Raw genomic sequence first — 26,364 nt, 5'->3', positions numbered from 1 at the left:
GACCTGCTTCGCCAATGGGCGGGCCTGGTCGGCCCGGACACCGCACCCGAGGAACCCGTGACGTGGCTCGAAACCCGCATCCTTCCGCGATCACGCGGTGGCGATCGCCGCCGCGCTCAACGCCGACGGAACCGTGCGCGTGGTCCCGGACCCGCCCCAGACCCCGCTGTTCCACGTCCACGTGCCCGCGGGAAAGGCCGCGGTGGAACAGACGGCCGATCGGATGATCGCCGAGCACGGAACACAGCTGTTCCTGCGAGTCCGTTCGTCACCGGACCCGTCCCGGTGCGCCTTCGAGGTGACGGTCGGGGAGAACGCCATGGAGTCCGCCCCCGCGGAAGTCGTCGGGCTCGTGCGGGAACTGGTGGCCCGCGCGGCGGAACAGCCGGGCCGGAACGACTGACCGGACCCGGGGGTTTCAGTGCGGGACGAAGCCCCGGACCGCCGTGCCACGGCCCGGGACGGAGCTGATCTCGATCCTCCCGCCGACGGCGGCCACGCGCGTGGAAAGGTTGTGCAGCCCCGAATTCCGCACTGGGGCGGTGAAGCCGGGGCCGGTGTCGGCCACGGCGAATTCGAGACCGCCGTGGCTGTCCCGCGCGATGACCGTGACGTCGGCGCCCGGGGCGTGCTTGTGCGCGTTGTTCACCGCCTCCAGACAGGAGAAGTACACGGCCGACTCGACCGGTGGCGGGTACCGCCGCCGCAGGCCGTCGATGTCGAGCAGGACATCGCCGTCCCCGGCGAGTTCGGCGTCGAGCGCCCCGGCGAGACCTTCGGCGGCCAGCGCGACCGGAAGCACCCCGGAGGCGGTGTCGACCAGTACCCGTTCGGCGTTGTCCAGCCTGGTCAGCAAAGCGGGCAGTGGGCTTTCGGGGCCGTCGGTTTCGCCTCCGGCGTGCTCGGCGACCGAGATCGCCATGCGCAGCGCGACGAGATGGTGTTGCGCGCCGTCGTGCAGGTCGCGCTCGAGCCCCCGGCGTTCGGCCTCCATCTCGACCGCGGCGCGCCACCGGTCTTCGGCGAGTGCGCGCGCCGCCGCGTCGCCCGTGTCACGCAGCCTGCCGGTTTCAGCCTCCAGGCGCGCGATCGCCACGGGCGCGCCGAGCACCGCCGCGACGGCCGTCAGCGGTCCCGCGGAATCGGGGGAGACGGCGAGCACCCCCTGGTCTTCGCCGTCGTAGCGGACGGGGTGCTCCAGCCACGGCCCCGCGCCGTCGCCCCATTGGTGCCGCACCCCGGCGACGGTCAGCGCGCATCCGCTCGCCCCGCTCGCCGTGCCGACCACCCGGGCCAGTTCTCCCGGGCCCGGGACCTGGCGGGCGTGGGCAAGGTGAGCGGTGATCGCTTCGACCGTTCGTCTTTCCCGTGCGTTCACGCCGGGAATTTAGCGCCATCACTGGGTTTCCTGGCTCCGCGATTTCCCTTTCCGGCTGCCGGAGAGAAGGGCCGTAGCCCGTCCGGCACCATCGACGTGCGCAAGCCCGGTGTGGCGGCCCTCCGAGCGGCAGAGCCCGAAACTTTCACCGCATGAACGATTCATGTCCCGAGACCGAAGCACCCGGGCAGTCCGGCTCCCAGTGAGCGACGTCTCGGCTCCGGTATAATTTTGCATAGTGCAATAGTCCTCGTCAGGAAGGGAGCCCGGCATGACGAAACCCGAGCGACGCACCATCGCGGAACGGGCCCTCGCGGGATACGCCGGTGCGGTCGCGGACGAACTGGATCTTCCCCGCGACGCGGTCCTTGCCGAAGTCAGCGACACCGCCGCGGTCTACCTTCCCCTGGCGCGGCGGTGCGTCCGCTATCCCGGCCGTGACCTGATGCTGGTCTGGTCCGGGCGAAGAGGATGGTCCGTGGCCCTGGAGTCCACGCCACGAAGGCCGCTCGAAGTGATCGCCTACTTCGGGGACGAGGAGCGCTTTCCCCAGCCCCACGCGGTGGCGTCGTTCGTCGAAGCGGCTCTCGACCACGACGGCGTGACCCGTGCGCCCGAGTTTCCCGTGGCGGACCTCGAAGAAACCGTGGAGCGGCGACTCGGCCGCTTCGCCGGTCAAGATCTTCCGGAGTCCGGATTCCCGGCGAGCCGCGACAGCATCGCGTTGTAGGCGCGCGGCGAACCCGGACGCCTGCCCACCGGCCCCGGGACGCCCGACCGCGGGAGGGGAGTAGAACAGTGGTGTGCCTCCCCGTCGTCCAGCACACGCGACCTCCGCGAAGGAAACGGGCCAGTCCGCGACGCGGACGGCCGACAAGCCCGCGCCCAGCGACGTCGACGCGATGACCGACGCCGTCCTGACCGCTTCGCGGCTGCTGGTCGCCGTGTCCGCGCGGTCGATCGCCGCGGTCGACGAGTCGATCACGATCCCGCAGTTCCGGCTCCTGGTGGTGCTGGACACCCAGGGGCCGCTCAAGCTGACCACCCTGGCCGAGCATCTGGCGGTCAACCCGTCCACGGCGACCCGCATGGTCGACCGGCTCGTCGGGGCCGGGCTGGTCAGCCGGGAGGCCAACCCCGCCTCACGCCGTGAACTCGTGGTCACTCTGACCGAGGAGGGGGCCGCCGTGGTGGAGGCGGTCACCCGGCGGCGACGCGGCGAGATCACCCGTATCGTCTCCCACATGCCGGTCACCGCGCGTCGCGGCCTGGTCCGGGCGCTGAACGCGTTCACCGAGGCCGGCGGCGAACTGCCGGTCGGCGAGCGCACCGACGCGCTCTGGCTCTGAGCGCGCGGACCGCGTTCAGGACTCTTTCGCGGGGCTGAAGGCCACTGCGGGAATCCGGCGGAGGTGTTCCCTTGCCGCGGCCGATTCCGGGTCGGCCGGAAGGCCCATCATCGGCGCCACCCGCCGCCAGGCGCGCGGATGCCGGTCCCGGTAGGCCTTCAGGATCAGGACCTTCTCCTCCACCGTGGGTAACCGGTGGCGCGGGTGAGGCCAGCGTTGCCCGCCCAGCCGCACCTCCAGCGCGGGCGCCGCGGTGATGTTGCGATACCAGTCGCTCAGCTCGCCCCAACCCGCCACGACGAACACCTCCGGGATCGCGGAGTCGTAACCGACCACTTCGAGGACGGCTTCGCGGCGTCTGCCCGTCTTCCTGCCCTGATGAGCCAGATAGAGCAGCCGATGCCCGAACACGCCACCGAGCCCGGCGCGGTAGACGACGATCGGGGCGCGCAGGAAGACGCGGAGCGCGCCAGTGGGCAACCGGTCGGTGAGCGGCATTTCAGTCCTGTTCTCTCAGCGCTGTTTCACGCGGGCGACCAGCGTCCGCAGCCGGTTTTCCGGCATCCGTGCCAGCCGGCCGAGTGTCGAGCCGAGCGCCGACCCGATCTGCACGATCGGCCCTTCCCGCCCGACGGACCCGCCGGAGCCGACGCACAGCGCCGACGCCAGCGCCTTGACCACCGTCACCTGCGCCGGAATGCGGCCACCACGCTCGGCCACCGCGTACATCACCTCGGGCACGCCGTGGCCGCTCGCTTCGGGCGCGAAGCGGTGGACCAGCGGGCCGTAGACGAGACCGGCCGGCACCCGGAGTGAGCAGCACGAAGAACGGCCCCAGCGCGGGAAACCACGGATGGGCCTCACCGCCCGCCGCCGAGTAGTCGGCATGGCCGGACAACAGGCGCGTGAAACCGGTGATCAGCGCGCGGAACGCGACGGCTCCACCACCGGCACCCACCCCGATCGCGACGGCCAGGACCAGCAGACCACTGGAATTCTGCCGGAGCCACCGGCCCGCCGGCTGATGTGCGGAGAGAAGGATCGGACGGGTTTCGGTTCGGGCGGCCACAATTGCAGTATGCAACACTTGCAATCAGCACGAATGGGTGTGGGTGCTCGAACCGTTCGGGACCGGATTCGAGCACACTCCGTACCCGGACGTGACGCGGTGTCCGTGCCTGGGACAATGGCCGGGCGAAGAGGGAGGACCGCGTGAGTAACCCAGGGGTGCCGTCACTGCTCGGCCGGATCGCCGGTGCCGTGTCCGGAGCCATCGGACGCGCCCGGCCCGAACTGGCGGGAGCGGATCCCCTGGTGCGCCGATCGGAGCACGCCGACTTCCAGTCCAATGCCGCGCTGGCGCTGTCCAAACGCGCCCGCGCCAGGCCCGCCGACCTCGCGGGTGAACTGAGCGCCGCGCTCGGCGGCGAGAGCCTGATCTCCTCGGTCGAGTTGTCCGGGCCGGGTTTCCTCAACATCACCGCGGCCGCGGACGCGGTATGGGCACAGGTCGCGGCGCGGCTGGCCGATCCGCGGCTGGGAGTCGGCGTTCCGGAGCGGGGGCGGCGCATCGTCGTCGACTACTCCAGCCCCAACGTCGCCAAGGAGATGCACGTCGGGCACCTGCGCACCACGATCATCGGGGACAGCCTCGCCCGGGTGCTGGGTTTCCTCGGCGGCGAGGTGATCCGTCAGAACCATCTCGGGGACTGGGGCACCCAGTTCGGCATGCTGATCCAGTACCTCGAAGAGCATCCCGGCGCGGCCTGGCACCAGGACGAGCTTTCCGGAACCGACTCGGCGGTGTCCGTCCTCGACGAGCTCTACCGGGCGGCGCGCGGGAAGTTCGACACCGATCCGGAGTTCGCCGATCGAGCCCGGCAACGGGTGGTCGCCCTGCAGTCGGGCGAGGCGGGCACCTTGGCGCGGTGGAGGGAGATCGTCGCCGAATCCGAGAAGGTGTTCCGGGCCCTCTACGACCGGCTCGGCGTGCTGCTCGTCCCCGGCGACTCGGTGGGCGAGTCGTTCTACAACCCGATGCTCGCCGACGTGCTCGCCGAACTCGTCGCCGCCGGGGTCGCCGTGGAAAGCGACGGCGCGCTGGTGATCTTCTCCGAAGAGGTCACCGGACCGGACGGCAATCCGGTGCCGCTCATGGTGCGCAAGACCGACGGCGGCTACGGCTACGACACCACCGACCTGGCCACCATCCGCCACCGTCTGCACGACCTCAAGGCCGACCGGCTCCTCTACGTCACCGACTACCGCCAGTCGCTGCACTTCCGGCTGATCTTCGAGGCCGCCCGCCGCATGGGCTGGCTCACCGACGCCGCCGAAGCGACCCACGTCAGTTACGGCACCGTGCTCGGCCCCGACGGCCGCCCCTTCAAGACCCGTGCCGGCGGCACGGTACGCCTGAGCGACCTCCTCGACGAAGCGGTAGCGCGTGCGCGTGCCGTCGTCGCGGAAAAGGACCCCGAACTCGACGAGGCGGACCTCGACCGCATCGCCGAACAGGCCGGGATCGGCGCGGTCAAGTATGCCGACCTGTCGACGTCGAGGGTCAAGGACTACACCTTCGACACCGACCGGATGGTGTCCTTCACCGGCAACACCGGGGTCTATCTCCAATACGCGCACACGCGCATCCGCTCGATCCTCCGCAAGGCCGGCGACCCCGAAGCGACCGTCGACCCCACCATCCCCCTCGAAACGGCCGAGCGCGCGCTCGCGCTCGAACTCGACGCCTACGGCACCACTCTCGCCGAGGTCGGTGAAACGCTCGAACCACATCGCCTCTGCGGTTATCTCTATGCCCTCGCCCGCGATTTCACCACCTTCTACGAAGCCTGCCCCGTCCTGAAAGCGGAGGAGCCGGTCCGCGGCAACCGCCTGGCGCTGTGCCGGCTCACCGCGCGCACCCTCGCGAACGGGCTCGGCCTACTCGGCATCAGCGCCCCCGAACGGATGTAAGGCCCCAGGGATGACGAGGTCGATCGCGTCGCTGAGGCTGCCGGGCGTGTGGACGGCCGCCGGGAGTCCGGCGGCGTGCCAGCCGGGCCCCGCTGCGGCGACGACGGCCGGGGCGGGACGGTGGTTCAGCAGTTCCGTCAGCAGGGCGGGATCGGCGGTGGAGGCGGCATGCGACCACAGCACCACGATCCCTGGTCCGGTGCGGCGGACGGCGGCGAGAAGTGCCTCCAGCGGCACTCGGGCGCCGAGCAGACGGCTCGGAACTCCGAGTTCGGCGAGTGCGGCGGAAAGCGCTTCCAGGGGCAGCGTGTGCTGTTCCTCGTCGGCGCAGGCCAGCAGCACCGTGGCGGGGCCAGAGGGCCGTGGGACGGTCGCGAGGACTTCGGACACGCAACGGGACAACAAGTGCTCGATCTCGATCATGCGATGGGTACGGGCATAGCGCTCGCCGACGCCGTGCAGCACCGGCCGGACCAAGGAGTCCCATGTGGACAGTACGCCGTAGGTTTGGACGGCCCGTCCGAGCGAATCGCGCATGGCGGCGTGGTCGAGACGCACGGCGGACCGGGCGAGACCGCGTGCCTCGGTGACCGCGCGCCCCAGCGGAATGGCGTGACCGCCGCCGTCGCGGATGTCCTCGGACGGGGGAGGACCGCCCAGCACGACACGCGCCGCGCTCGCCGCGGGCACGCCCTGTGCGGTGAGACGCCGCATGATGTCGAGCCGGGCGAGGTCGTCCGGCGTGTAGCGGCGGTGCCGCCCGGCGCGATGATGGCTCGGCCCCAGGCCGTAGCGCTGGTGCCAGGTGCGCAGGGTCGTCACCGCGACGCCGATGCGCCGGGCGGCGTCGCCCACAGTCAGCAGTTCGTTCGGCATCGCCGTTGTCCTCGTGCTCTGGGTTGGCGACTGATGGGCTAACCGGTGATCCTGGCCGCGGCGAGTCTGCCCGAGATCAGGACCATCGGAATCCCCACCCCGGGCTGGGTCCCGGAACCCGTGAAGACCACATTGGACAGTCCCGGATGGAGCGTCGCCGGACGCAGCGGACCGGTCTGGGCGAAGGTGTGCGCGGCCGCGAACGGGGTCCCCGCGGCCATCCCCGCGTCGAGCCAGTCCTCGGGGGTGACGATCTCGCGCACCTCGTCGGCCGCGCCGAAGCCGGGATAGCCCCGCTGCCGGAGCACGCCGGTGAGTTCGTCCGCGTAGCGCTCGGCCAGGCCGGACCGCCACCGGAGACCGCGATGCGCCAGGTTCGGCACGGGCGCGAGCAGGTAGTAGACGTGACCGCCGGCCGGCGCCATCGCGGGGTCGGTGCGGGTGGGGTTCGTGAGCAGGAGCGACGGGTCGGACATCAGCCGGCCCTGCGTGATCACCTCGTCGAAGCTGCGCCGCCACGCCCGGCCGAAGTGGATGTTGTGGTGGGCGATGTGGTCGTAGCCGGTCCGGGAGCCGACGTGCAGGACGAAACACGACGGCGAGTGCCGCAGGCGCCGGACGCGCCGGGGAACTTCGCCGGGCAGCAGGTCGCGGTAGGCCACCGGCAGGTCGGGGTTGAGCACGAGCACGTCGGCCGGCAGGTACTCGCCGCCGTCCGTGTGCACGCCGGCCGCGCGGCCGTGCCGGACCTCGACCCGTTCGACGGTGGTCCCGTACCGGATGTCGACGCCGTGCTTCTCCGCCGCGCCGGCCATCGCCTGCGGCACGGCGTGCATCCCGCCGCGCGGAAACCACACGCCGGCCACGGTGTCGAGGTAGGAGATCACCGCGTAGAGCGCGAGTGCCCGGTGCGGCGCCAGCCCGGCGTACATGGCCTGGAAGGAGAAGATCCGCCGGGTGCGCGGGTCGCGCAGGTAGCGGTCGACCCGGGGCTGCAACCGTCCGAACCCGCCCATCGCCACCAGCCGCAGCAGGTTCGCGTTGAGCAGCTGGCGCGGGCTGTCCAGGTTGCGTTCGATGAAGTCGGCCCGCTGGACCCGCCAGAGCTTGCGCACGTATTCGACGTACCGCAGGTAGCCGTCGGCCTCGCGAGGGCCGCAGGCGCGCGAAACCTCCTCCGCCATGCGGATCGGGTCGGCGACCACGTCCAGGCTCGACCCGTCGGGGAACCACGCACGGTAGGCGGGGTCGAGCGGGACGAGGTCCACCCAGTCGGCGAGCCGTTCCCCTACCGCGCCCAACGCCTCTTCGACCAGTTCCGGCATGGTCAGCACGGTCGGGCCGGTATCGAAGCTGTACTCGGAGCGGGTCATCCTGCCCGCGCGGCCGCCCGGCGTCGCCTCCCGCTCGAGCACGGTCACCCGCCGCCCCGTGCCGGCCAGGTGCAGCGCGCAGGACAGCCCGCCGAGACCGGCGCCGACCACGATGACGTGGTCGGTGGGCCCGCTCACCGTTCGCATGGTGACCTCTCTTCCCGTGGATACAGTGCTCAGTGTAACAGCAAGTTGCGTCGTTTGGTGCGTCGATTTATGGTGCGAAGGTGGAGGACGAACTCACCCTCGCCTACGACCGTTGCCGCCGGCTGCATCAGCGGCACGGCCGCACCTACTACCTGGCCACCCGCTTGCTGCCGGCCTGGAAACGTCGTCATGTGCACGCGCTGTACGGGTTCACGCGCTACGCCGACGACATCGTCGACGGCATGGAGGAACTGCCGGAGGCCGAGCGGGAGCGGCGGCTGCGCTCGTGGGCGGAACGATTCCGGGCTGGCCTGCACGGCGAGCGCGTGGACGACCCGTTGCTCCCGGCGGTGCTGCACACGATCGCCGTGTTCGGCATCCGGCTCGGCGACTTCGAAGTCTTCCTGGACTCCATGGCGATGGACCTCACCGTCACGCGTTATGCCGCCTACTCCGACCTGCTGTCCTATATGGAGGGTTCGGCCGCGGCGATCGGCACCATGATGCTGCCGATCCTGCAACCGGACGATCCCGTGGCGGCCCGCGCGCCCGCCCGGCAACTCGGGCTCGCCTTCCAGCTGACCAACTTCATCCGGGACGTCGCCGAAGACCTCGCCCGCGGACGGGTCTACCTGCCGCAGTCCGACCTCGCCCGGTTCGGCGTGACCGACGAGGACCTCGCCGAGGCGGCCGGCGCGGGCAAGGCTTCTCCGGCGATCCGCGCGCTGATCGAGTTCGAGGTCGGCCGGGCCTGGTCTCATTATTCCCTTGCCGCGCCGGGCATCCCGATGCTCCCGCCCGGATCGCAGACCTGCGTCCGGACCGCCTTCCACCTCTACAGTGGAATCCTGCGCGAGGTCGAGGCGGCGGGTTACGATGTTTTCGCCGGGCGGGCCGCGGTGCCACGGTGGCAGCGGCTCGGTATGGCGGCTCGCTGTGTGTTCACCCGCCCGGGCACCCCCGTCCCGGCCGGGAGGTGAACCGTGGATTCCCTGCAGTACCTGGGTTTGCTGTTCGCCTGTGTGGCGATCACCCTGCCCCTGGAACGGTTCGCGCGGGTGTACCGCAGGCCGGCGCGGCTCGCCGCCACGCTCCTGCCGGTGGTCGCGGTGTTCGCCGTCTGGGACGAGATCGCCACGGTTCGCGGTGACTGGTGGTTTTCGGCGCGTTTCACCTTGCGTGCGCCGGTTCTGGGACTGCCGGTGGAGGAGTGGCTGTTCTTCCTCGTGGTGCCGGTGTGCGCGCTGCTGACCTACGAGGCGTTGGGGCCACGCGATGCCCGGTGAGTACACCATCGCCGCGCTGGCCGTGCCCGCCGCCGTCGTCCTGCTGGAACTGGCGCTCCTGCGCACCGGCCTGTTCGCCCGCGGCCGTTACTGGGCGGCGCTGGCGATCGTGCTGGCGTTCCAGGTTCCGGTCGACGGCTGGCTTACCAAGAGTGCCGCGCCGATCGTCTCCTACAGCGCTTCTGCCACGTCCGGGTTACGGGCGCCGTGGAACATCCCGGTGGAGGACTTCGGCTTCGGCTTCGCGTTGGTGACTCTGACCCTGCTGCTGTGGGAGTTCTTTCGTGAGAGAGCTGTCGGTGCTGATGGACCAGGACAGCCTGCGCCGGTTCCGGGTGGCCCGGCTGCTCGGCGCCTTCGGCACCGGGGGACTCACTGACCGCCACGAAGACGGTGAGCGGGGCGGTACTCGTTTTCCACCTGGTGAAGACGGCCGGACTGCTCGTCAACCTGGTCGCCTTCCCGACACTGCGTCCGGTTCGGACCGGCGGCGTCCGCACCTCGATCCTCGTGCCCGCCCGCGACGAGGCCGACCGTCTTCGCCGGACCTTGCCGGGTCTGCTGGCCCAGCCGGCGGACGAGATCCTGGTCCTCGACGACGGCTCGCGCGACGGGACGGCCGAAGTGGTGGCCGCCCATGCCGCCCGCGACGCCCGGCTGCGCCTGGTCACCGGAACACCGCCCCCGCCCGGATGGGTCGGCAAGAACTGGGCGTGTCACCGGCTCGCCTCGGAAGCGACCGGTGAACTCCTGCTGTTCTGTGACGCCGACGTGACGCTCTCGCCCGGTGCGCTTTCGGCCGTGTGGCACGAAATCCAGCACCAACGGGCCGAGGTGTTCTCGGTCTTTCCCCGTCAGCTCACCATGACCTTCGGCGAACGGCTCCTCGTGCCCGCGATCGACGAGGTCCTGCTCGGTTTCCTGCCACACCCCCTGCTCGACGCCCCCGTCCCGGCCGCCGCCACGGCGAACGGGCAACTGCTGGCGTTCCGCCGGGCGGCCTACGACCGGATGGGTGGTCACGCCGCCGTCGCCGGGGCACTCGTCGAAGATGTCGTGCTCGCGCGGCGCGCCCGCGCCCACGGGCTCAAGCTCGGCCTCGCCCTCGGCGGGAACCTGATCACCGCGCGGATGTACGGCGGGTACCGCGACGCGGTGCGGGGTTTCGGCAAGAGCCTGCACGCCGGACGCCGGTCCTGGCTGATCGCCGTCGCCGTCTGGCAGGTCGTGGCCCACACCCTGCCCTGGCCCGCCTGGTTGAGCGGAGGGCGCCGGGCCTGGCGGTGGGCCGCCGTCCTCGGGCTCGGCGGACGGGCGCTGACCAACGCGAAGACCGGGCGGCACGGATACCCCGAGGCGGCGCTCGCGCCGCTGGCCGCGGTGGCCGCGCTACCCGTCTATGCGGTGGCGCTACGTCGTACCGCCCGATGGAAAGGACGTCGCTACCCATGACCACGGAGACCCTGCCCCGTCCTGTCGCCCACCCCGTGTTCGGGCACCTCGGGCGGTGGGGGAAAGATCCGCTCGATCTGCTGACCGAAGGCGCGCGCGAAGGCAGTGTGTTCGAACTGCGGCTGTGGCGCCGGGCGCTCGTCGGTTACCGGCCCGAGTGGAACCGCGCGGTCCTCGGTGATCTGGAAACGTTCCGCAGTGACGGAAGCCTGTCCGGGCTGACGCCATACCTGGCCGGAGGCGTCGTCCACGCCGACGTGCCACGGCACGACGAGCGGCGCCGGGAGCTCAACCCGCACTTCGCCTCCCGGGCGCTGGCCGCCGCCGCGGACACGCTCCGGGAGCAGACCGAACTGCCACAGGGGCGTTTCGAGGCGCTTGCCTGGGCCGGCCGCACGGTCCGCCGCATGCTCAACACCGTGCTGTTCGCCGGCCGGTTGCCCGACCGCCTTCTCGCGGCCTTCCTTGCGCCCCTGGACCAGCCCGGGCCTCGCGCGCTGGTGCCGAGGCCCCTGCTGTTCCGCCGGATCGAGGGCGCCATCGCCCGCGTGGTGACCAATGTTCCCGAGGGGAGCCTGCCCGCCGCGCTGGCCGGCACCGACGGCTTGGTCGAGGAGTTGCGGATCGCCCTCGCGGCCGGTTACGACACCACCGCGCACACCTTGGCGTGGGCGCTGTGGCACCTCGCCGGGATCGCGGAATGGCCCGCCTGGACCGGCGTCGAGCCGTTCATCGACGAGGTTCTCCGCCTCTACCCGGCGGGCTGGCTCGGCAGCCGGGTCGCCGCCCATGACACCATGGTCACGGGGGTCCCGATCCCCGCCGGGACGCTGGTGATCTATTCGCCGTACCTCACCCACCGGGAGCCGGACCTGTGGCCGGACCCTGACCGGTTCCGGCCGGGCAGGCCCCGTCCTGCCTGGGGCTACCTGCCGTTCGCGGCGGGCAGGCGCACCTGCCTCGGCACCCATCTCGCGCGGCTGATGCTGCACACGGCGCTGTCGGCCTTCCGCGTGCCGTCGCTGACGCGGGTGAGCGGAAACCCGGCCGCGCGCACCGGAATCACCCTGCGGCCCGAAGGTCCATTGTGGATGGAGTACCGATGAGTGCCGCCGTGGCGGTGTTCACCCGGGACCTGCGCGTGCACGACAACCCGATGCTCGCCGCGGCCGCGCGGGCCGGGAAGGTCGTGCCCCTGTTCGTGGTGGACGAGAAGATCTCCGTGCCGGACGGGCGGGCACGGTTCCTCGCCGAGTCACTGGCGGACCTCGACCGTTCGTTGCGGGAACGGGGCGGAGCACTGGTGGTGCGCTCGGGAGACCCGGTCGACCAGATTCGCCGCGTCGCCGAGGAAGTGGGCGCCGAGCGGGTGCACATCGCCGCCGACGTGTCGGGCTACGCGCAGGCTCGCGAGTCCGCGCTTCGCTCGGCACTCGGCCGCGCCGTGCTTCACTCGCACGACGACGTGCACACCATCGTGCCGCCGGGTTTCCTTGCGCCGCAAGGAAAGGACCATTTCTCCGTCTTCACGCCGTACTACCGGCGCTGGCGTGAGGTGCCATGGCGACGGTCACTGGCTCCGCCCGAGGCGATCCGGTTGCCCGCCATCGACGCCGGCGACCTTCCCCAGGCTTCCGGCGGTGGCTTTCCGGGCGGTGAGACCGCGGGACGCCGTCGGCTCGGCGACTGGGTGGCAGGCCCCGTCCGCGACTACGCGCGGCGCCACGACCTGCTCGCGGAGGAAGGCACCTCGCGGTTGTCGGCCTACCTGCATTTCGGGTGCGTCTCGGCACTCGAAGCGGCCCGGCGGGCCGGAGACGAGGCGTTCGTGCGGCAGCTCGCGTGGCGCGACTTCCATCACCAGGTGCTCGCCGCTCGTCCGGATGCGGCGTATAGGGACTATCGCGGACGGGGCGACCGGTGGCGCGACGACGAGGAGGCGCTCGACGCCTGGCGCGCGGGCCGGACCGGCATCCCGATCGTGGACGCGGGCATGCGGCAACTGCTCGCGGAAGGCTGGATGCACAACCGCGCCCGGATGATCACCGCGAGCTTTCTCACCAAGACGCTGTACCTGGACTGGCGAACCGGCGCCCGGCACTTCCTGGACCACCTGCTCGACGCCGACATCGCGAACAACAACCTCAACTGGCAGTGGGTCGCGGGCACCGGCACCGACACCCGGCCGAACCGGGTGCTCAACCCGTTGCGCCAGGCCGAGCGCTTCGACCCTGACGGTGACTACGTGCGCCGCTACGTCCCCGAACTCGCCGGCCTCGCCGCTCCCGGCATCCACCGTCCGTGGCGGTCGCGCACGCCCGGCTACCCCGCGCCCATCGTCGACCTGGAGGAGGCGCGGCGGCGTTTCCTCACCGCCCGCCGCTGACCGGCTGGGGAACTCACGCCGCGTCGCGGAACGCGGCCACGTGGGCCGTGCCGCACCGGTGCGGTAAGGCCGTCGGAACGATGACGCTGCCCGTGATCGTCATCGCCGGCTTGAGCGGGAGCACGCGCACCCGGAGGGAGCTGATCTCGGCGACCTGATCGGCGGGCAGGACCGCCCAGCTGTGCGGATCGAAGCCGACCTCGACGGCCGTGTCCCGCGTCGTTCCGGCCGGCCTGCCGAACCTCGGGGCCAACCCGGCCGAGGCGAGGGCGGCGGTGACCGCGTCGTGCAGTGGCCGGTCCTGCTCGGGCGATGGGACGCGCAGGAAGCCGCCGGCCAGTTCGTCGACGCCGACGACGGCGCGGTCCGCGGCCGGGTGGTCCCTGGACACCACCGCGAACAGCGGTTCCGTCCAGGCAGGCAGCACTTTCAGCCCAGGCGCCGCGAGTACGCCACGAGCCAGTGCCAGGTCGATTTCGCCGCGCCTCAAGGCATCCAAGCGTGCGGTGAGCGGGAGATCGACGAGCACGACCTCGAAGGGCGAGGCCTGTTCGCGCAACGAGTCGATGCCCCGCTCCAACCGCGTGGTGAATCCCGCGGAGGTACCGATGCGCATGACGCTCGCGGGGGCGTCTGCGGCGATCCGGACCCCTTCGGCGGCCGACAGCGCGTCCCGTGCCGCGTCGAGTACCCGGCGCCCTTCCGGAGTGAGCCGGACCCGGCGACGCGAGCGGTCGAACAGCCTGACTCCCAGTTCCCGCTCCAGCCGGGCGATCTGCTGGCTCACCGCCGGCTGGGCGATGTGCAGCCGCTCGGCGGCACGGCCGAAATGCAGTTCCTCGGCGACGGTGACGAAGTGGCGTAATGCCCGCAGTTCCACGCTTCTCCTCGTCCCTCGGCCTGCCGCGGCATGGCGGTCATAAGATCAGGTTATCGCTGTGCGTGATTCTTTGATCTGGTTCCCCGCCGGGCACGATGGTGCACTTTGCGTATGAGTATCGACCCAGGTTTGTTCGGTGCCCACCTGCGCGGGCACGAGGTGACCCCGGACGGGGCCGCGGAGATGGAAGCGGCGGGCTACGGCACGCTGTGGCTCGACGCCTCGCCGCCGGCCGACCTCGCGCAGGCGGAGCGACTGCTCGACGCCACCGAAAGGATGGTCGTCGGCACCAGCGTGGTGAACGCGTGGACGGCCCCGGCGGAGATCGTCGCCGCCTCCTACCACCGGATCGTGGCCAGGCACCCCGATCGGTTCCTGCTCGGGGTCGGGATCGGTCACCGTGAGGTGCACGCCGAATACGCCTCGCCGTACCACACGCTGCTGTCCTATGTGGACAAACTGACCGCGGCAGGCGTGCCCGCCGAGCGGATCCTGCTGGCCGCGCTCGGCCCGAAGATGCTGCGACTGGCCCGAGACCGCACCGCCGGGAGCATCCCTTGCATGGTCACGCCCGAGCACACCCGGTCGGCGAGGGCCATCCTGGGCCCGGACAGGTTGCTGCTGCCCGGTCACTTCGCGGTGGTGGACACCGATGCCGAACGTGTCCGGGCGTTCGCGCGGGCCGCCCCTCCCGGGACGGCCCTGAACGTCACCAACTACGCCGCCAATTTCCGCCGGCTCGGGTTCACCGACCGCGATCTCGCGAATTCCGGCAGCGACCGGCTCATCGACGCGCTCGTCCGGCACGGTGATCCCGCGACCGTGGCGAGCGGCCTTTTCGCTCACCTGGACGCGGGCGCCGATCACGTCGGCGTGTATCCGGTCGGTGACGACCCGATCGCGATTCTCCGCGGAGTGGCCGGAGCTCTGCTCGACGCCCGGGCTTCCCGCTGACCTCAGCGCCACTGTGGACGGCCGGTTTCGTCGGGGCAGGGCCGGAAGACCACCCAGAGGGCCCGCGCGTCCATGGTGCCGCTGTTTTCCAGCATGTGCGCCTCACCCGCGTCGAAGGCCGCGGTGTCGCCGGGGGTGAGGATGTAGGTGTCGAACCCCAGATGGAGGTTCAGCTGCCCGGCCAGGACATACGCGAAGTCGATGCCTTCGTGCTGCTGGAACCGGCCCTCCTCGGCCGAGGTGCTGCCGGGTGGGTAGGTCACCTCCATGATGTGCGCGGCCTCGGTGCCCAGGTGCGCCACCCGGTTCCACACCACGCCGGTCTCCAGCTGGATCCGCACCCGGTCGCAGCCGCGTTCGACCGGCCGGTCGCGGTCGAGACGCAGGCCGGGACGCCGGACCGGCGGGGAATCGACGGGACCGTGCTCCGGCATCCGCTCGTCCTCGAACAGATCCTCCAGCGCCAGGTCGAGCTCCTGGACCAGGTTGTAGAGCGTGGTGACGGAAGCATGGCTCCGGCCCGTCTCGACCTGCGACAGCATGCTGGCAGAGATACCGATCCGGCCGGCGAGTTCCCGCAGCGTCAGCCCATGCCGTTGCCGCTCCCGCCGTATCCGCCTCCCGACCTGGGCTTCCATTCACCGCTCCTCGTGCACGCGCCTCCTCCAGCGTGCCACGGACCACGCCCGTGCGCCCGGCAACGAGCTCGTGAAAAGTTCCTCCACGGAAGGGGCGCGAGTGGTTGGATCTGTTCCATGCAACCGTCATTCAGTTCGGACTCCACCCCGGGCGACCTGCCGAGCGCCCCGCCGGTCGAGATGCCCCGGGAAGAGGCGAGCCGGGGCGACAAGGCGTTGCGCCTCGTCCTCGTCATCATGTTCGTCAACCTCGGTCTCAGCGTGCTGACCGCCATCCTCACGCTGATCCTGAAGGACAGCGTGCTGGACTTCCAGCTGGCGCACGCGCACCTGCCCGCCTCGGCCACTCCCGCCGAGATCGACCTGCTCCGCCGCACGCTGCAAACCGCGTTGTGGAGCAGGCTCGGCGCCATGGTGCTGGTTTCCGCGGTCTACATCTGGCGCGCCTACGCGTTGCGCCGCGGTTCCCGGGGCGCCTACATCCGGCTTTATTACATCTGCATCGCCGGGCTGGGCGGTATCGCCTACCTGATCATCGCCGGGCAGTACCCCGTGTGGATGCGGGTCGAGCAGGGGCTGCAGGCGGTGGTGCTGATCGCCCTGATCGTGGCGGTGAGCCGGCCGGAGGTGCGCGCCAGGTTCGCCAAGCGCCAGAACGGTTGACGGGCGGTCTCGCTTCCATTCGAATCGTTGCGCGAGAACGCGTTCCCGTTTCGCCCGCGGTGACGCGTCTCACGACTCACTTGCCGACCGGCAAGTTGTCGGGCCCGCGAATGGTCCGTACCGTCAGAAAAGGGCGCGAAGGCGCTTTCCGGTCAGAAGGCGGTAAGGGGACGGCACTTCGTGCCCGGCCGCCAGGTGAGAATGGAAACATCTTGTGTTTTCGGAGCAGTGGTGAGGCGTACTCCAGCACGGACGGCGAGTCCCGTTCGCCTGCCCTGGCCGTGAAGGTCATCCGCCGCCCGGCGGGAATCACGCGCGTGATCGCCTCGGGCGAGATCGACTGGGTGAGTGTCGGGCAGCTGGACCGGGCGCTGGAACACGAGCCCGCCGCGGACACCAGCGCCCTGATCGTCGACCTGTCGGAAGTGGGTTTCTGTGCCTCCTGCGGTTTGCATCTGCTGGTGAGTCTGCGCAAGCGGGCGGAAGCGGCGGACGTTCCCCTGGAACTCGTGGTCTCCACCTACGCGGTGCGGCGGCCACTGGAGGCCTCCGGGTTGTGGCCGACCTTCTCCGTGCACGAAACCCACGACGCCGCGCTCGGCAGCCTGGGCGCGAGCGACCACTAGCCTGCCCGATTTTCGTCACTCTGCGTATGACCTGCGGTAACGCGGACTCTGTCGAGTTTGTCCGCGAGGAGGCCGGGGTATCAGGAGAGCTCTGGCCAGCGGAGCGAGGAGAGGTCGTGTCGGCGGAGTGGTGGCATGGGGTGGAAAGTGAACCAGAGGCGCCGGTCGGACTTGATCTGGACTCGGTCAGCCTCGCCGAAGCCCGGGAATGGGTTCGGGCAGGGCTCACCGGACACGAGGGGGTGACGACCGAGGACGCGGTTCTGGTGGCCGACGAACTGGTCAGCAACGCGTGGCAGCACGGGCTTCCGCCGAGGAAGATCCACCTGGGTTTCACCAGGGGAAGGGAACGGCTGCGGATCGAGGTCGACGACGCCTCGCCGGAACGGCCGGTCATGCGGACCCCGGACGATTCGGGCGGCCGTGGGCTGTTGCTGGTGCAGCAGCTGACCGCCGCATGGGGCACGCGGCATTACCACGGGCGGAAGACGGTCTGGGCGGAACTGCCCATGGTTCGCCGCGAGCAGGCCGGCTACCTGTCCGTCGTGCGTCCGGAGCGTTCCGAGTCTGAAGAGGACGACTGACACGAGGCGGTACGTCTCGGTCACTCGCCGGCGCGGGGGGTAGGGTGGCCAAGGTGTCCGATCACAGTGACGACCCCGCCACATCCTCGACGACCCTCCGGATAAGCGTGTACGAAACCGGGTCGGCCGTGGTGGTGACGGTGGCCGGTGAGGTCGACCTGGCGACCGCGGCACAGCTGGAATCAGCGGCGAGCAGGGGTCTCGAACAGGCGGGGAAGCACCTGTGCGTGATCGACCTCACGAGCGTCGGCTTCCTGGGCTCACCCGGTCTGAGTGCTCTGGTCCGGGCCGCCAAACAGGCCGAAAACCGGCAGGAACCGTTACGGATCGTCGTCGACTCGAACCGTCCGGTGATTCGTCCTATCGAGATTTCCGGCCTCGACCAGGTGCTCTCGCTCTACCACACGGTGGAAGAAGCTCTGCGTCCCCAAGGGAAGCAGGACGGGCCGTAGGAAGTTCGTCCGTCCATTCCGGACTGATGATCAGGCGAAGGCGGTGTCCCGCGGCTTGACGGCCGCGGCGAAGATCTCCTGCACCACCCGCACGATGACGGCTTCGAGCAGCATCATTCCCGCGCGGGCGAGGATGCCGGCGAGCAGTTCGGGCATGGGTGAAACTCCTGTTCGTGGTGGTGGTTCCAGGTGCCAGCGTCAGGCACGGACGTTAAGGGGAAAACAGGCAAAAGGTGTGCACGAGGTTAACACGTGCGGAAAGGCCGGTTACCTCTCGAGCGTCCGGGCTCCCGACCGCCACAGCACTTCCGCGGCGGCGGCCGCACCGGTGGTGCCCAAGGCGATGGCCCACTGGTGCGGAAGCAGGGGCCGGCAGCCGAAGAACTGGCTCAGCCCGGGGATCTGCACCACGGCGCCGAGGAGGAGGAACGAGCCGACCCCGGCGCCGACGACCAGGGGAGTGCGCCCGCGGATCGCGATCGTCTGGGCGAGCTGGCCGCCGACGAGCGCCACGAGCGCGGTGGTGCCCGCCTGGCGCGGGGTGCTCACCGGCCGGGCGAGCAGCCAGCCCGCCGTGGCAGTGCCCGCGGTGACCGCCGCGCGACGGTAGACGTCTCGCAGCAACACGCCGCCGAGCGAGGCTTCAGGCCCCTCCGCGAGCAGTTCCGCGGGGCTCACCCCGGGCGGCGGGCGGACGGCCACGGCCATCGCCGGAAGGACGTCGGTGAGCAGGTTGACCAGCAACAGCTGGCGCGCGTTCAGCGTGTCGTCCGTGCCGAACAGGCCCGAGACGACGGTGAAGCCGATTTCGCCGAGGTTGCCGCCGAGCAGGATGCCGACCGCGTCGCGGACCGACGACCACATCGCCCGGCCTTCCAGCAGCGCGGCGGTGATCGTCTCGATCCGGTCGTCGGTGACGACGAGATCGGCGGCCTCGCGGGCCGCGGGCGTGGCCCGCGAGCCGAGCGCGATGCCGACGTGGGCGAGGCGGATCGCCGGAGCGTCGTTGGCCCCGTCGCCGGTCATCGCGACCACCTGCCCGTGCTCGCGCAGCCTGCGCACGAGATGGGCCTTCTGCGCCGGGCTGACTCGCGCGAACACGCCGATTTCGGGCAGCACCGCTTCGAGTTCTTCGTCGCCGAGCGCTTCCAGCTCGCTTCCGGTGAGCACGCGGCGGCCGTTGATCATGTCGAGCTCGGCGCCGATGGCTTCGGCGGTGCCGGGGTGGTCCCCGGTCACCATGACCACCTCGACACCGGCCCGCCTGAGCTGGTCGACGGCCGCGGCCGCGGTCGGCCGCACCGGATCCGCGAACGCGATCAGGCCGCGGAAATCGAGCCGCCGGACCCGTTCGTCACCGAGTTCGGCGCGGGAGGACGCGCTGCGTTCGGCCACCGCGAGCACCCGGTAGCCACGCTCGGTCAGCCGCTCGATCTGCCCCTCCACCTGCCGCCGCGCGGACGCGTCGAAGGGCACCGAGCCGTCCGGGCGCTGCCAGCGCACACACCGGCCGAGCATGATCTCCGGCGATCCCTTGGCGCTGAGCAGAAAACCGCCCGCGTGCCGCATCAGCGTCGCGTGGTAGCCCCGGGCGGGTTCGAAGGCGATCTCGGTGACCCACTCCAGCCCCTCGACGCCGTGATGAGCGGTCACTCCTGCCTCGCTCGCCCCTTCCAGCACGGCGCGGTCGGTGGGATGCGGCACACCGGCGCCTTCCTGCCACGGGCTCGCCCGCACGGCGGCGGCGAGGACCGCGTGGAGCGGGGGAGAAAGGTCGTCGATCTTGGCTCCGACCGCGCCGTCGGACACCCTGCGCAGCGCGATCCGGCCCTGGGTCAGCGTCCCGGTCTTGTCGAAACACAGCACGCCGACCCGCCCCAGCGCCTCGATCGTGCTCGCGCTGCGAACCAGGACACCTTGCCGTGACAGGCGCCGGGCCGACGCGAGTTCGGCGACCGTGGCCACGAACGGCAGGCCCTCGGGCACCGCGGCGACGGCGAGGCCGACCGATTGGCTCAGGGCCGACGCCAGGCCCCGCCCCCGCACCAGGTCGACAGCCAGCAACGCGAGCCCGGCGCCGATGGCGACCGGGAGCGTGCGGCCCGCCAGTGTTCGCAACCGGGTCTCGACGCCGGTCCGGGGCGCTTCGCCGTCGGTCCGTGCGGCGCGCCCGGCCTCGGTGCGTTCCCCGGTCGCCACGATCACCGCCGTCGCGGTGCCGGAGGCCACCACCGTGCCCTGATAGACCATCGAAAGCCGGTCGGCGACATCGTCGGCGGCGACCGCCTTCGCCGTCTTGGTCACCAGCTGGGATTCGCCGGTGAGGCCGGATTCGTCCACCTCGAGCCGGGCCGCTTCGAGGAGCCGGCAGTCGGCGGGAACGGCGTCGCCCGCCCGGAGTTCGATCACGTCACCCGGCGCGAGGTCGGCCGCCCTGGCTTCGTGCACCACGCCCTCGCGCCGCAACCGCACCGGGACCGAACTGGTGTCCAGCAGCCGCCGCAGCTCCCGGTTCGCGCCGACCCGCTGAACGCCACCGATGAGGGCGTTCACCACGAGCACGCCGGTGATCAAGAGTGCGTCGGTGATCGAGCCGAGGCTCGCCGAAATGCCCGCTCCCGCGGTCAGCGCGGGCGTCAACGGGTTCGCGAGTTCGTCCGCCGAGGCCCGCACCAGACCGGTTTCGGTGACTTCTTCGGTTTCGGTGGTCCTGCCGTGCCGTCGCGCCGACTCCGCCTCCGGCAGTCCCGCACGGGAACTCGACAGCAACTTCAGCACCGCGCGCGGTGACATTTCGTGCCACGGGGTGCGGTCGACCGGTTGCGGTGTCGGCCGCGCGCTCAGCGTGGACCCCCGCCACACGCCGACCGCGATGGCGAGCAGCGCGGCGAGGTTGATCGGCACCGAGGCGCGGGTCGTGGCGCCCTGCGCCGGGCCGAAACCGCCGAGCAGGCCACCGAGGACGGAACCGCCGACGGACAGCCGGGCGCAGTCGAAGGAGGTCGTCCTGGCCAGGGCGACCGCCGAAAGCAGCAGGCACGCCTGTCCGGGGTCGGGACACGCGATGTGCGCGGACCACGGAACCGCGCCCCCCACGCCGTGCACGGTCAGGCCGACGTCCGCGGCCGCGAGAGCATGACGATGGCGGGTGACCACGGCGACCACCCGGCCCTCGTTCTGGAGTCGCCGAATCTCGCGCTCCAGCTTGCGTCCTCCGGCCACCACGCCGTCGACGGACAGCCGCTCGCTCAGCCCTGGCGGTGCGCCACCGAGGAGCACCTGGCCCGCGGACCGCGCGGCTTCGAGGAAAGCCTCGGCCATCGGGTCGATTTCCGGTAGCAGGCGTGCCAGCCCTACGGGGCGGTTTTCGTGCGACACCACCAAAACCACCGCGTCCGGTCCGCCCAGTTCCTTCGCGCGACGCCGCACCGAGGGGGGATCGGTATCGCTCGCGCTTTCCAGCACCCAGCCGTCACGTTCGCGGCGGGTCTGAGGATGGCGCGCGTCCAGCAACTCATGGATGCGTTGCGACAGTTCGGAAGCGGGATGCGCGCGGCCGAGCGGCACCACGGTGTCCACCGCGTACCGGCCGGTGAGCAGCATCGCCGTGTCGAGCACGACGGTGTCGACCCGGTCCAGGCGGCGCAGGGCGTCCGGTTCCAGCACCAGGCTGCCCGCTTGAGAGAAAAGGGCGTCGATCCGGCTGGCGAAGGCATCTCGCCCCGCCGTCGCCGTTTTCGGCAGGCCCGCCATCAGGATGGCGGTCGCTCGTTCACTGTCCCGCGTCACCGCGAGCATCGCACCGGAACCGGCGAGCGCGGCGACCACCGAAGCGTCGGTCAGCCTCTCGATCGGGCCGGCGGGGACGGGAACCGGACGCGGCCGGTGCTCCAGCGCTTCCGCCTCGTGCATTCCCGGTTGCCCGGCCACCGCGGCTTCCCACCGCTCCCAGGCCTGCCGGCGGGCGACCAATTCCCGCTGCACCACCAACCGCGAGGCGGCGTGGCTCAGCAGTCCGAGCGGGCTTCGCGCGAGCGCCTGCCCGGTGGCGCCACCGACGGCGAAGATCGCGTCGGCGAGGGGACGACCGATCTGCCGCTCGACCCCGGACCGCAGCCGGGGCGAGGAGTCCACCAGGGAGATCAGCGTCGGCCACACCGTGGGCAACTTTCCCGGCAGCGCCCGCCCGGCCAGCGAGTACCCCGCGCCGACGAGGCTGATGCCGAGGGCGGTCGCCTCCCTGAGCACGGGTCCGGGATTCGCGGGGTGACGAGCGCTGGCGGGTGCTTGGCCGTGGGCGCGCAGGTCCCAGTCCTCCTCGATCTCCTTCACCGCGTCGACCACGTCGCTCACGTTGGTCACGGTGGGATCGTGGATGACGATCGCGCGGCCCCAGTGGGCGTTGATCTCCACGGCGCGGACGCCGTCGAGGTCCAGCAGCCGTTGCCGCAGCGCCTCCGCCGCGTCCTCGGTACCCGGCTGGTGCACGCCGCGGACCTCGACGTGCATCCGGTCCCCGGCCGTCCACGCGCGGCGGCCGTCACCGCCGGAGACCAGGTCGGAGACCGCGCCGAGAGAGCCGGCGAAGGGCTTGACGAGCTGGTTGAGGGCGTTCAGGAGACGGATGACCGGCATGTCGGGCGTCCAGCGCCTACTTGCGCCGCGCCGCGGCCGTGCTCCGCCTGGCGGCCGTCCCTTCACGCCGCGACGTGGCCGTGCTCCGCCCGGTGGGCGCCCGTTCCCGCCGGTGCCCGTCGCCCTCGTGGGTCTCCGGCTTTTCCCCGGCGCCGCTTTCGCCGTGGCCGCGGCCCATCACCGCGGCGCCGACGCCGATCGCGACGGCCACCGGCCATTCGATCACTTCGAAGGCGGCCAGCAACGCGAGACCGCCGTAGTAGGCGGCCTCCCGCGGTGACGGCAACAGCGATCGCGTGGCGGCGATGACGTTCCGCGGCCGCATTCCGGACAGGTCCGGGGCGTGGAATTTGCCGGTGGCGAACGGCAAATCGACCTTCGAGCCGCGTTCCGCCTGCTTTTCGTTCTTCCGCCGGCCGGACGGCGCCTTCGCGGGCTGCTCGGTGCGGGTTCGCGGTGACTTGGGCATCGGCACTCCCTCGGTCGTGACTCGCGAGACCCGTTCAATGCTACGTCCGGTCCATTATCAATTGCACCATTCGGCCCAGTGTGACCATCTTCGCCGATCCGTCTGCGGGACAAGAAAAATCGTCACGGTCACCGTCACGGCCGTAGAGCGGGAGCCGGCGCCACGGCTACCGTCATGCCCGTGACGATTCCGATCGCCGGCCGGGGGGTGGCCCGTGCACCGGGAATCTCCCTTGTCCTCTGCTATGTGCTGCTCGCCGCGAACCAGGTGGTGGCCGATCTGGTGGTGAAGAGCTTCCCGGGCCCGGGGTTCCCGCTGTATTCGGTGGTGATTTTCCCGCGCTGGCGGCTGAGCCCGCAGCCCGGCAACGAATGGAACTTCTGGGCGCTGGACCTGCGAGCGGTGCTTTTCGTCGCCTTGATGGTCTTCGGGTTGCGCCGTCTCGCCCGGTCGTCGCCGGGGGGCGGGGCGTTCGCCGCTCTCGTGGGCACGACGGTGCTCGCGGCGTCCGTGGCCGCCGTGTCCGGCGCGCTGCTCGCCACGGTCGTCGCCGGGCAGCCGAACGGACGGAACGACTGGGACTACCTGGGGTCGGATGCCTTCGAAAACCTCGTCATGACCCCGTTGATCCAGGCCACGCTGTTCGGATTGGTGTTCGGGATCGCGCTCGGGGCGGTCGCCGCGCACGCGTACCGGAACCCGGGGACGGACCGCCCTGAGAACGAACCCCCTTCGCTGTGGTGAGGATCGACGTGACCGAACCCGATGCCGCCCGCGCCACCTCCGGTCAGGTGACGCGGTATCTGTGTGTGGCCGCCCGCACGGACGAGAACTTCGCCAACCGGGTGCTGAACGGGGTGTTCGCCGGTGACCTCCGCGCCACGGCACCGTCGGTGGGCTTCGACCTGCGGCCGGTGGTGCTGCACTGCCTGGCCGCGCGGCGGCAGTGGTATCTGCGCGATCTCGCGCTGGTGGTGTGTGTCGTGATCGCGCTCGTCGTCTCTCTCCTGTGGACGGTGCTGTCGTTGCTCGTGATCGCCGCGCTGGCCGGCACGGTGCGGCGGCCGGGCGGGCGCGGCCGGACCTGGCCGGTGGTGCCTGCCCTGCTGATGGTGGCGATTCCCGTCCTGCTCGCGGTGCTGATCAGCGGACTCACCCCGAGCGGCGGGGACCCCGAAGCCGTCGGCCTGCCGGGCTGGCTCACCGGCGTGCCCTGGCTGGGATTGCCGGTGGTGCTCGTGATGTACGGGGCGCTGGCCTGGGACGTGCTGACCACCCGGCAGGTCGTGATCGGCGAACTGGCGCGCAGCAGGTTCCGGCCGGAGGCGGCACCACGACCACGGGAGGAGTGGGTGGCGCCCATCCTCGGCGCGATCGAAGCGACCCAGTACGGGAATGTGACGCCCTACAGCGGGTTCACCCCGTTCCTCGGATACGGCACGGCGATGGTGGGCTGGGCGTTCGCCCTGCCGACCTCACGGCGCGGACGCACCGATCCCGGCGAGGTGGTCGAGATCGATGTCGGAGAACTGATCGAGCATGTCCGGAACCGGCTCGTCGCCTTGGGACAGGCCGGGGAGGGTTCGGGTGAACCGCTCGAAGGCCTGCACATCACCGACCGGATCTTCGTCAGCGGCGAGGCGCTGGGCTCCCGTTTCCTGCCGCGTCGCGACCTTCCGCCCCGCCAGAACCTGACGCCCGAAGAGATCCGGGAAATCGCCGGGCAGCCGAACGGCAGCGCGCGGTATTTCCTCTGCGCCGAAGTGCGGTCGTGGGGCGAGGAGATGGTGGCGAGCACGTTCCTGCATTTCTCCACGGACGGCAGGCTGCTCTACTTCCAATGCGATCGGGCGATCCTCGGGCCGGTCTGGTCGCAGTACCACCATGTCGACCGGCTCACCGACACCCCGGTCCCCGGGCAGATCGGCAGGATGCTGCTTTCCTCGGCGGCCAGGCTGCCCTCCCTCGTGGCCGGAGCGCCAGGCCGGGTCCTGCGGGTCGGCCTGGCGGGGATACGCCATCGCGCGCGCCTGGAACGGAACCGCCACCTCGCCGGGGAAGACCTCGGGTACGACTATGGTGCCCGTTTCAGTGTGCGGCAGATGGCGGAGGACGCGGTATCCCACAACTATTTCCAGAACACCGACGTCCACAAACATCTCAAGATCGTCGAGCGGCACGTGCTGACCGCCGTGCTGGACTTTCTCGACGAGCACGAGGTGGACACCACCGAGTTCGCCAACCGGCAGATGGTGATCCTCAACCAGGGTATCGTCCAGACCGGCGGCGTCAGCCACGTCGGCAACCAGGCGGTCGGGCTGGGCGCGACCGCGACACAGACGACCACGACGGTCCCGCCCCGGAATTCCCAGGAGACAGCGAATGCGGGATGACTCGCCGAACTACGGCATCCAGCAGTCCGGCGGCCAGAGCATCGTCGGCAACCAGGCCGTCGGGCCGGGCGCGAAGGCCGTGAGCCGCGACATCCGGCTCGCGTCCGGGTCCGGCGGCGAAACCACCGAGCGGTTGCTCGAAACGCTGGAGGAACTCCTGGAGCGGCACGACGCCGAACTTCCGGGCACCACCAAGGCGACCGCCGAGATCCTGCGTGAGGAACTGAACCGCCCCGAGCCCGACCGTGGAGTACTCGGCCGCTTGCTCGAACGGCTCACCACCCTCGTCAAGCCGGTCCCGCCACTGGTCACTGCCGTCACTCAGCTCAGCGAAGCCATCCACGGGGCGTTGAGCTGATGGCTCCGTTGCGCATCGGCACGACGGTGATGGGAGCCGGAGATCTGAGGCGGGCGGTCGCCTTCTGGCGGCAGGCGCTCGGATATGTGCCACGCCAAGGCGAACCTGGACCGGAAGCCGATTTCGTGGTCCTCGTCCCACCCGGCGGCCAGGGCGCGGCGCTGGCTTTGGACACCAGCACGGCGCCGGTTCAGGACGTGCCCCGCGTCCACCTGGATCTCTACACGGACAGCGCCGCCGAGCAGGCCGCGGAGGTGGAACGGCTGGTGTCGCTCGGCGCCGTCCGGGTCGAATGGGATCTTTATCCGGAGTCGCCGGATTTCGTGGTGCTCGCCGACACCGAGGGCAACCGATTCTGTGTCGTCGACACGAGCCACGAATAGCCCCGTCCACCACACCGGCGACCCCGAATCGGCGTGGAATCGCGGTAATACGTTTTCGAAACCGATCCCGGGTGCCGTGAAAATCGGTAAATTCCGACGAAATTTCACA

29 protein-coding genes are annotated in these 26,364 nt (G+C 70.8%); 19 read left to right on the top strand and 10 right to left on the bottom strand.

Going from position 1 to position 26,364, the window contains the following annotated elements; all coding sequences use genetic code 11:
• Positions 1–97 precede the first annotated feature (97 nt).
• The gene (locus tag ACFSXZ_RS30990) at positions 98–403 is read left to right on the top strand and encodes a hypothetical protein (RefSeq protein WP_378268984.1); all 306 of its coding nucleotides are present in this window, start codon (positions 98–100) and stop codon (positions 401–403) included.
• A gap of 15 nt (positions 404–418) precedes the next feature.
• Here the strand turns inward: ACFSXZ_RS30990 and ACFSXZ_RS30985 are convergent, their stop codons facing one another.
• Positions 419–1,378 carry a sensor histidine kinase gene (locus tag ACFSXZ_RS30985; protein ID WP_378268983.1) on the bottom strand — a complete coding sequence of 320 codons (960 nt, stop codon included), beginning with the start codon at positions 1,376–1,378 and terminating at the stop codon, positions 419–421.
• A 271-nt stretch (positions 1,379–1,649) separates the two neighbouring features.
• On the opposite strand from ACFSXZ_RS30985, the gene ACFSXZ_RS30980 reads away from it, so the two are divergent.
• A complete protein-coding gene (locus ACFSXZ_RS30980; RefSeq protein WP_378268981.1) occupies positions 1,650–2,108 on the top strand; it encodes a DUF6292 family protein in 459 nt (152 codons plus the stop codon).
• 73 nt (positions 2,109–2,181) lie between these two features.
• Positions 2,182–2,727: a MarR family winged helix-turn-helix transcriptional regulator gene (locus ACFSXZ_RS30975; RefSeq protein ID WP_378268979.1), complete on the top strand. Its 546-nt coding sequence runs from the start codon at positions 2,182–2,184 to the stop codon at positions 2,725–2,727.
• Between the two features lie 15 nt (positions 2,728–2,742).
• On the opposite strand, the gene ACFSXZ_RS30970 is transcribed toward ACFSXZ_RS30975, so the two are convergent.
• Both ACFSXZ_RS30970 and ACFSXZ_RS30965 read right to left on the bottom strand, forming a co-directional pair.
• Positions 2,743–3,225 carry a nitroreductase family deazaflavin-dependent oxidoreductase gene (locus tag ACFSXZ_RS30970; protein ID WP_378268978.1) on the bottom strand — a complete coding sequence of 161 codons (483 nt, stop codon included), beginning with the start codon at positions 3,223–3,225 and terminating at the stop codon, positions 2,743–2,745.
• 15 nt (positions 3,226–3,240) lie between these two features.
• Positions 3,241–3,615 (bottom strand): chloride channel protein, encoded by a 375-nt coding sequence (locus tag ACFSXZ_RS30965; protein WP_449224296.1) that lies wholly within the window; start codon positions 3,613–3,615, stop codon positions 3,241–3,243.
• 324 nt (positions 3,616–3,939) lie between these two features.
• Here ACFSXZ_RS30965 and argS point away from each other — a divergent pair, with 324 nt between their 5' ends.
• Positions 3,940–5,700, top strand: coding sequence for an arginine--tRNA ligase (argS, locus tag ACFSXZ_RS30960; RefSeq protein WP_449224295.1), 1,761 nt, complete (start codon positions 3,940–3,942; stop codon positions 5,698–5,700).
• On the opposite strand, the gene ACFSXZ_RS30955 is transcribed toward argS, so the two are convergent.
• Both ACFSXZ_RS30955 and crtI read right to left on the bottom strand, forming a co-directional pair.
• Entirely contained in the window at positions 5,668–6,576 is a 909-nt protein-coding gene (locus ACFSXZ_RS30955; protein WP_378268976.1) for a MerR family transcriptional regulator, read from the bottom strand. The two genes, argS and ACFSXZ_RS30955, sit on opposite strands and share 33 nt — an antisense overlap.
• A 38-nt stretch (positions 6,577–6,614) precedes the next feature.
• Positions 6,615–8,096: a phytoene desaturase family protein gene (crtI, locus tag ACFSXZ_RS30950; RefSeq protein WP_378268974.1), complete on the bottom strand. Its 1,482-nt coding sequence runs from the start codon at positions 8,094–8,096 to the stop codon at positions 6,615–6,617.
• Positions 8,097–8,176: 80 nt separating this feature from the next.
• Here crtI and ACFSXZ_RS30945 point away from each other — a divergent pair, with 80 nt between their 5' ends.
• Genes ACFSXZ_RS30945 through ACFSXZ_RS30920 form a run of 6 tightly spaced genes read left to right on the top strand, consistent with a single transcriptional unit; the run spans position 8,177 to position 13,220 of the window.
• Complete coding sequence (locus tag ACFSXZ_RS30945; RefSeq protein WP_378268972.1) at positions 8,177–9,076, top strand: phytoene/squalene synthase family protein; 900 nt, start codon at positions 8,177–8,179, stop codon at positions 9,074–9,076.
• Between the two features lie 3 nt (positions 9,077–9,079).
• Complete coding sequence (locus ACFSXZ_RS30940; protein ID WP_378268971.1) at positions 9,080–9,382, top strand: lycopene cyclase domain-containing protein; 303 nt, start codon at positions 9,080–9,082, stop codon at positions 9,380–9,382.
• A complete protein-coding gene (locus tag ACFSXZ_RS30935; protein WP_378268970.1) occupies positions 9,372–9,761 on the top strand; it encodes a lycopene cyclase domain-containing protein in 390 nt (129 codons plus the stop codon). Before ACFSXZ_RS30940 ends, ACFSXZ_RS30935 begins: the two co-directional genes overlap by 11 nt.
• A gap of 14 nt (positions 9,762–9,775) precedes the next feature.
• On the top strand, positions 9,776–10,834 hold the full coding sequence (locus tag ACFSXZ_RS30930; protein ID WP_378268968.1) for a glycosyltransferase: 1,059 nt from the start codon (positions 9,776–9,778) through the stop codon (positions 10,832–10,834).
• Positions 10,831–11,940: a cytochrome P450 gene (locus tag ACFSXZ_RS30925; protein WP_378268966.1), complete on the top strand. Its 1,110-nt coding sequence runs from the start codon at positions 10,831–10,833 to the stop codon at positions 11,938–11,940. Before ACFSXZ_RS30930 ends, ACFSXZ_RS30925 begins: the two co-directional genes overlap by 4 nt.
• Entirely contained in the window at positions 11,937–13,220 is a 1,284-nt protein-coding gene (locus ACFSXZ_RS30920; RefSeq protein ID WP_378268965.1) for a cryptochrome/photolyase family protein, read from the top strand. The genes ACFSXZ_RS30925 and ACFSXZ_RS30920 overlap by 4 nt, the downstream gene beginning before the upstream one ends.
• A 13-nt stretch (positions 13,221–13,233) precedes the next feature.
• On the opposite strand, the gene ACFSXZ_RS30915 is transcribed toward ACFSXZ_RS30920, so the two are convergent.
• A complete protein-coding gene (locus tag ACFSXZ_RS30915; protein ID WP_378268964.1) occupies positions 13,234–14,100 on the bottom strand; it encodes a LysR family transcriptional regulator in 867 nt (288 codons plus the stop codon).
• 111 nt (positions 14,101–14,211) lie between these two features.
• Here ACFSXZ_RS30915 and ACFSXZ_RS30910 point away from each other — a divergent pair, with 111 nt between their 5' ends.
• Positions 14,212–15,054, top strand: coding sequence for a TIGR03620 family F420-dependent LLM class oxidoreductase (locus tag ACFSXZ_RS30910; RefSeq protein WP_378268962.1), 843 nt, complete (start codon positions 14,212–14,214; stop codon positions 15,052–15,054).
• Positions 15,055–15,056: 2 nt separating this feature from the next.
• Here the strand turns inward: ACFSXZ_RS30910 and ACFSXZ_RS30905 are convergent, their stop codons facing one another.
• Positions 15,057–15,692 (bottom strand): cupin domain-containing protein, encoded by a 636-nt coding sequence (locus ACFSXZ_RS30905; RefSeq protein ID WP_378268960.1) that lies wholly within the window; start codon positions 15,690–15,692, stop codon positions 15,057–15,059.
• A gap of 117 nt (positions 15,693–15,809) precedes the next feature.
• Here ACFSXZ_RS30905 and ACFSXZ_RS30900 point away from each other — a divergent pair, with 117 nt between their 5' ends.
• The 4 genes from ACFSXZ_RS30900 to ACFSXZ_RS30885 all read left to right on the top strand — a co-directional run bounded on the left by ACFSXZ_RS30900 (position 15,810) and on the right by ACFSXZ_RS30885 (position 18,017).
• The gene (locus tag ACFSXZ_RS30900; RefSeq protein ID WP_378268958.1) at positions 15,810–16,355 is read left to right on the top strand and encodes a hypothetical protein; all 546 of its coding nucleotides are present in this window, start codon (positions 15,810–15,812) and stop codon (positions 16,353–16,355) included.
• A 212-nt stretch (positions 16,356–16,567) separates the two neighbouring features.
• Positions 16,568–16,981 carry an STAS domain-containing protein gene (locus ACFSXZ_RS30895; protein ID WP_378268956.1) on the top strand — a complete coding sequence of 138 codons (414 nt, stop codon included), beginning with the start codon at positions 16,568–16,570 and terminating at the stop codon, positions 16,979–16,981.
• A 140-nt stretch (positions 16,982–17,121) separates the two neighbouring features.
• Positions 17,122–17,565 carry an ATP-binding protein gene (locus ACFSXZ_RS30890; RefSeq protein WP_378268954.1) on the top strand — a complete coding sequence of 148 codons (444 nt, stop codon included), beginning with the start codon at positions 17,122–17,124 and terminating at the stop codon, positions 17,563–17,565.
• A 53-nt stretch (positions 17,566–17,618) separates the two neighbouring features.
• Entirely contained in the window at positions 17,619–18,017 is a 399-nt protein-coding gene (locus ACFSXZ_RS30885) for an STAS domain-containing protein (RefSeq protein WP_378268952.1), read from the top strand.
• Positions 18,018–18,047: 30 nt separating this feature from the next.
• On the opposite strand, the gene ACFSXZ_RS30880 is transcribed toward ACFSXZ_RS30885, so the two are convergent.
• The 3 genes from ACFSXZ_RS30880 to ACFSXZ_RS30870 all read right to left on the bottom strand — a co-directional run bounded on the left by ACFSXZ_RS30880 (position 18,048) and on the right by ACFSXZ_RS30870 (position 23,121).
• A complete protein-coding gene (locus tag ACFSXZ_RS30880; RefSeq protein ID WP_378268950.1) occupies positions 18,048–18,173 on the bottom strand; it encodes a hypothetical protein in 126 nt (41 codons plus the stop codon).
• 111 nt (positions 18,174–18,284) lie between these two features.
• Positions 18,285–22,652 (bottom strand): cation-translocating P-type ATPase, encoded by a 4,368-nt coding sequence (locus ACFSXZ_RS30875; RefSeq protein WP_378268948.1) that lies wholly within the window; start codon positions 22,650–22,652, stop codon positions 18,285–18,287.
• A gap of 16 nt (positions 22,653–22,668) precedes the next feature.
• On the bottom strand, positions 22,669–23,121 hold the full coding sequence (locus ACFSXZ_RS30870) for a hypothetical protein (protein WP_378268946.1): 453 nt from the start codon (positions 23,119–23,121) through the stop codon (positions 22,669–22,671).
• Between the two features lie 180 nt (positions 23,122–23,301).
• Between ACFSXZ_RS30870 and ACFSXZ_RS30865 the strand changes: the two genes are divergently transcribed.
• Genes ACFSXZ_RS30865 through ACFSXZ_RS30850 form a run of 4 tightly spaced genes read left to right on the top strand, consistent with a single transcriptional unit; the run spans position 23,302 to position 26,255 of the window.
• Positions 23,302–23,865, top strand: a complete 564-nt coding sequence (locus ACFSXZ_RS30865) for a hypothetical protein (RefSeq protein WP_378268944.1) — start codon at positions 23,302–23,304, stop codon at positions 23,863–23,865.
• A gap of 8 nt (positions 23,866–23,873) precedes the next feature.
• A complete protein-coding gene (locus ACFSXZ_RS30860; protein ID WP_378268942.1) occupies positions 23,874–25,514 on the top strand; it encodes a hypothetical protein in 1,641 nt (546 codons plus the stop codon).
• Positions 25,504–25,872 (top strand): hypothetical protein, encoded by a 369-nt coding sequence (locus ACFSXZ_RS30855; RefSeq protein ID WP_378268941.1) that lies wholly within the window; start codon positions 25,504–25,506, stop codon positions 25,870–25,872. The genes ACFSXZ_RS30860 and ACFSXZ_RS30855 overlap by 11 nt, the downstream gene beginning before the upstream one ends.
• Complete coding sequence (locus ACFSXZ_RS30850; protein WP_378268939.1) at positions 25,872–26,255, top strand: VOC family protein; 384 nt, start codon at positions 25,872–25,874, stop codon at positions 26,253–26,255. Before ACFSXZ_RS30855 ends, ACFSXZ_RS30850 begins: the two co-directional genes overlap by 1 nt.
• The last annotated feature ends 109 nt before the right edge of the window (positions 26,256–26,364 follow it).

It is taken from the genome of Amycolatopsis pigmentata (assembly GCF_042684065.1).
GTDB classification, from domain to species: Bacteria; Actinomycetota; Actinomycetes; order Mycobacteriales; family Pseudonocardiaceae; genus Amycolatopsis_E; species Amycolatopsis_E pigmentata.
This window is presented reverse-complemented; position numbering and strand designations above follow the sequence as displayed.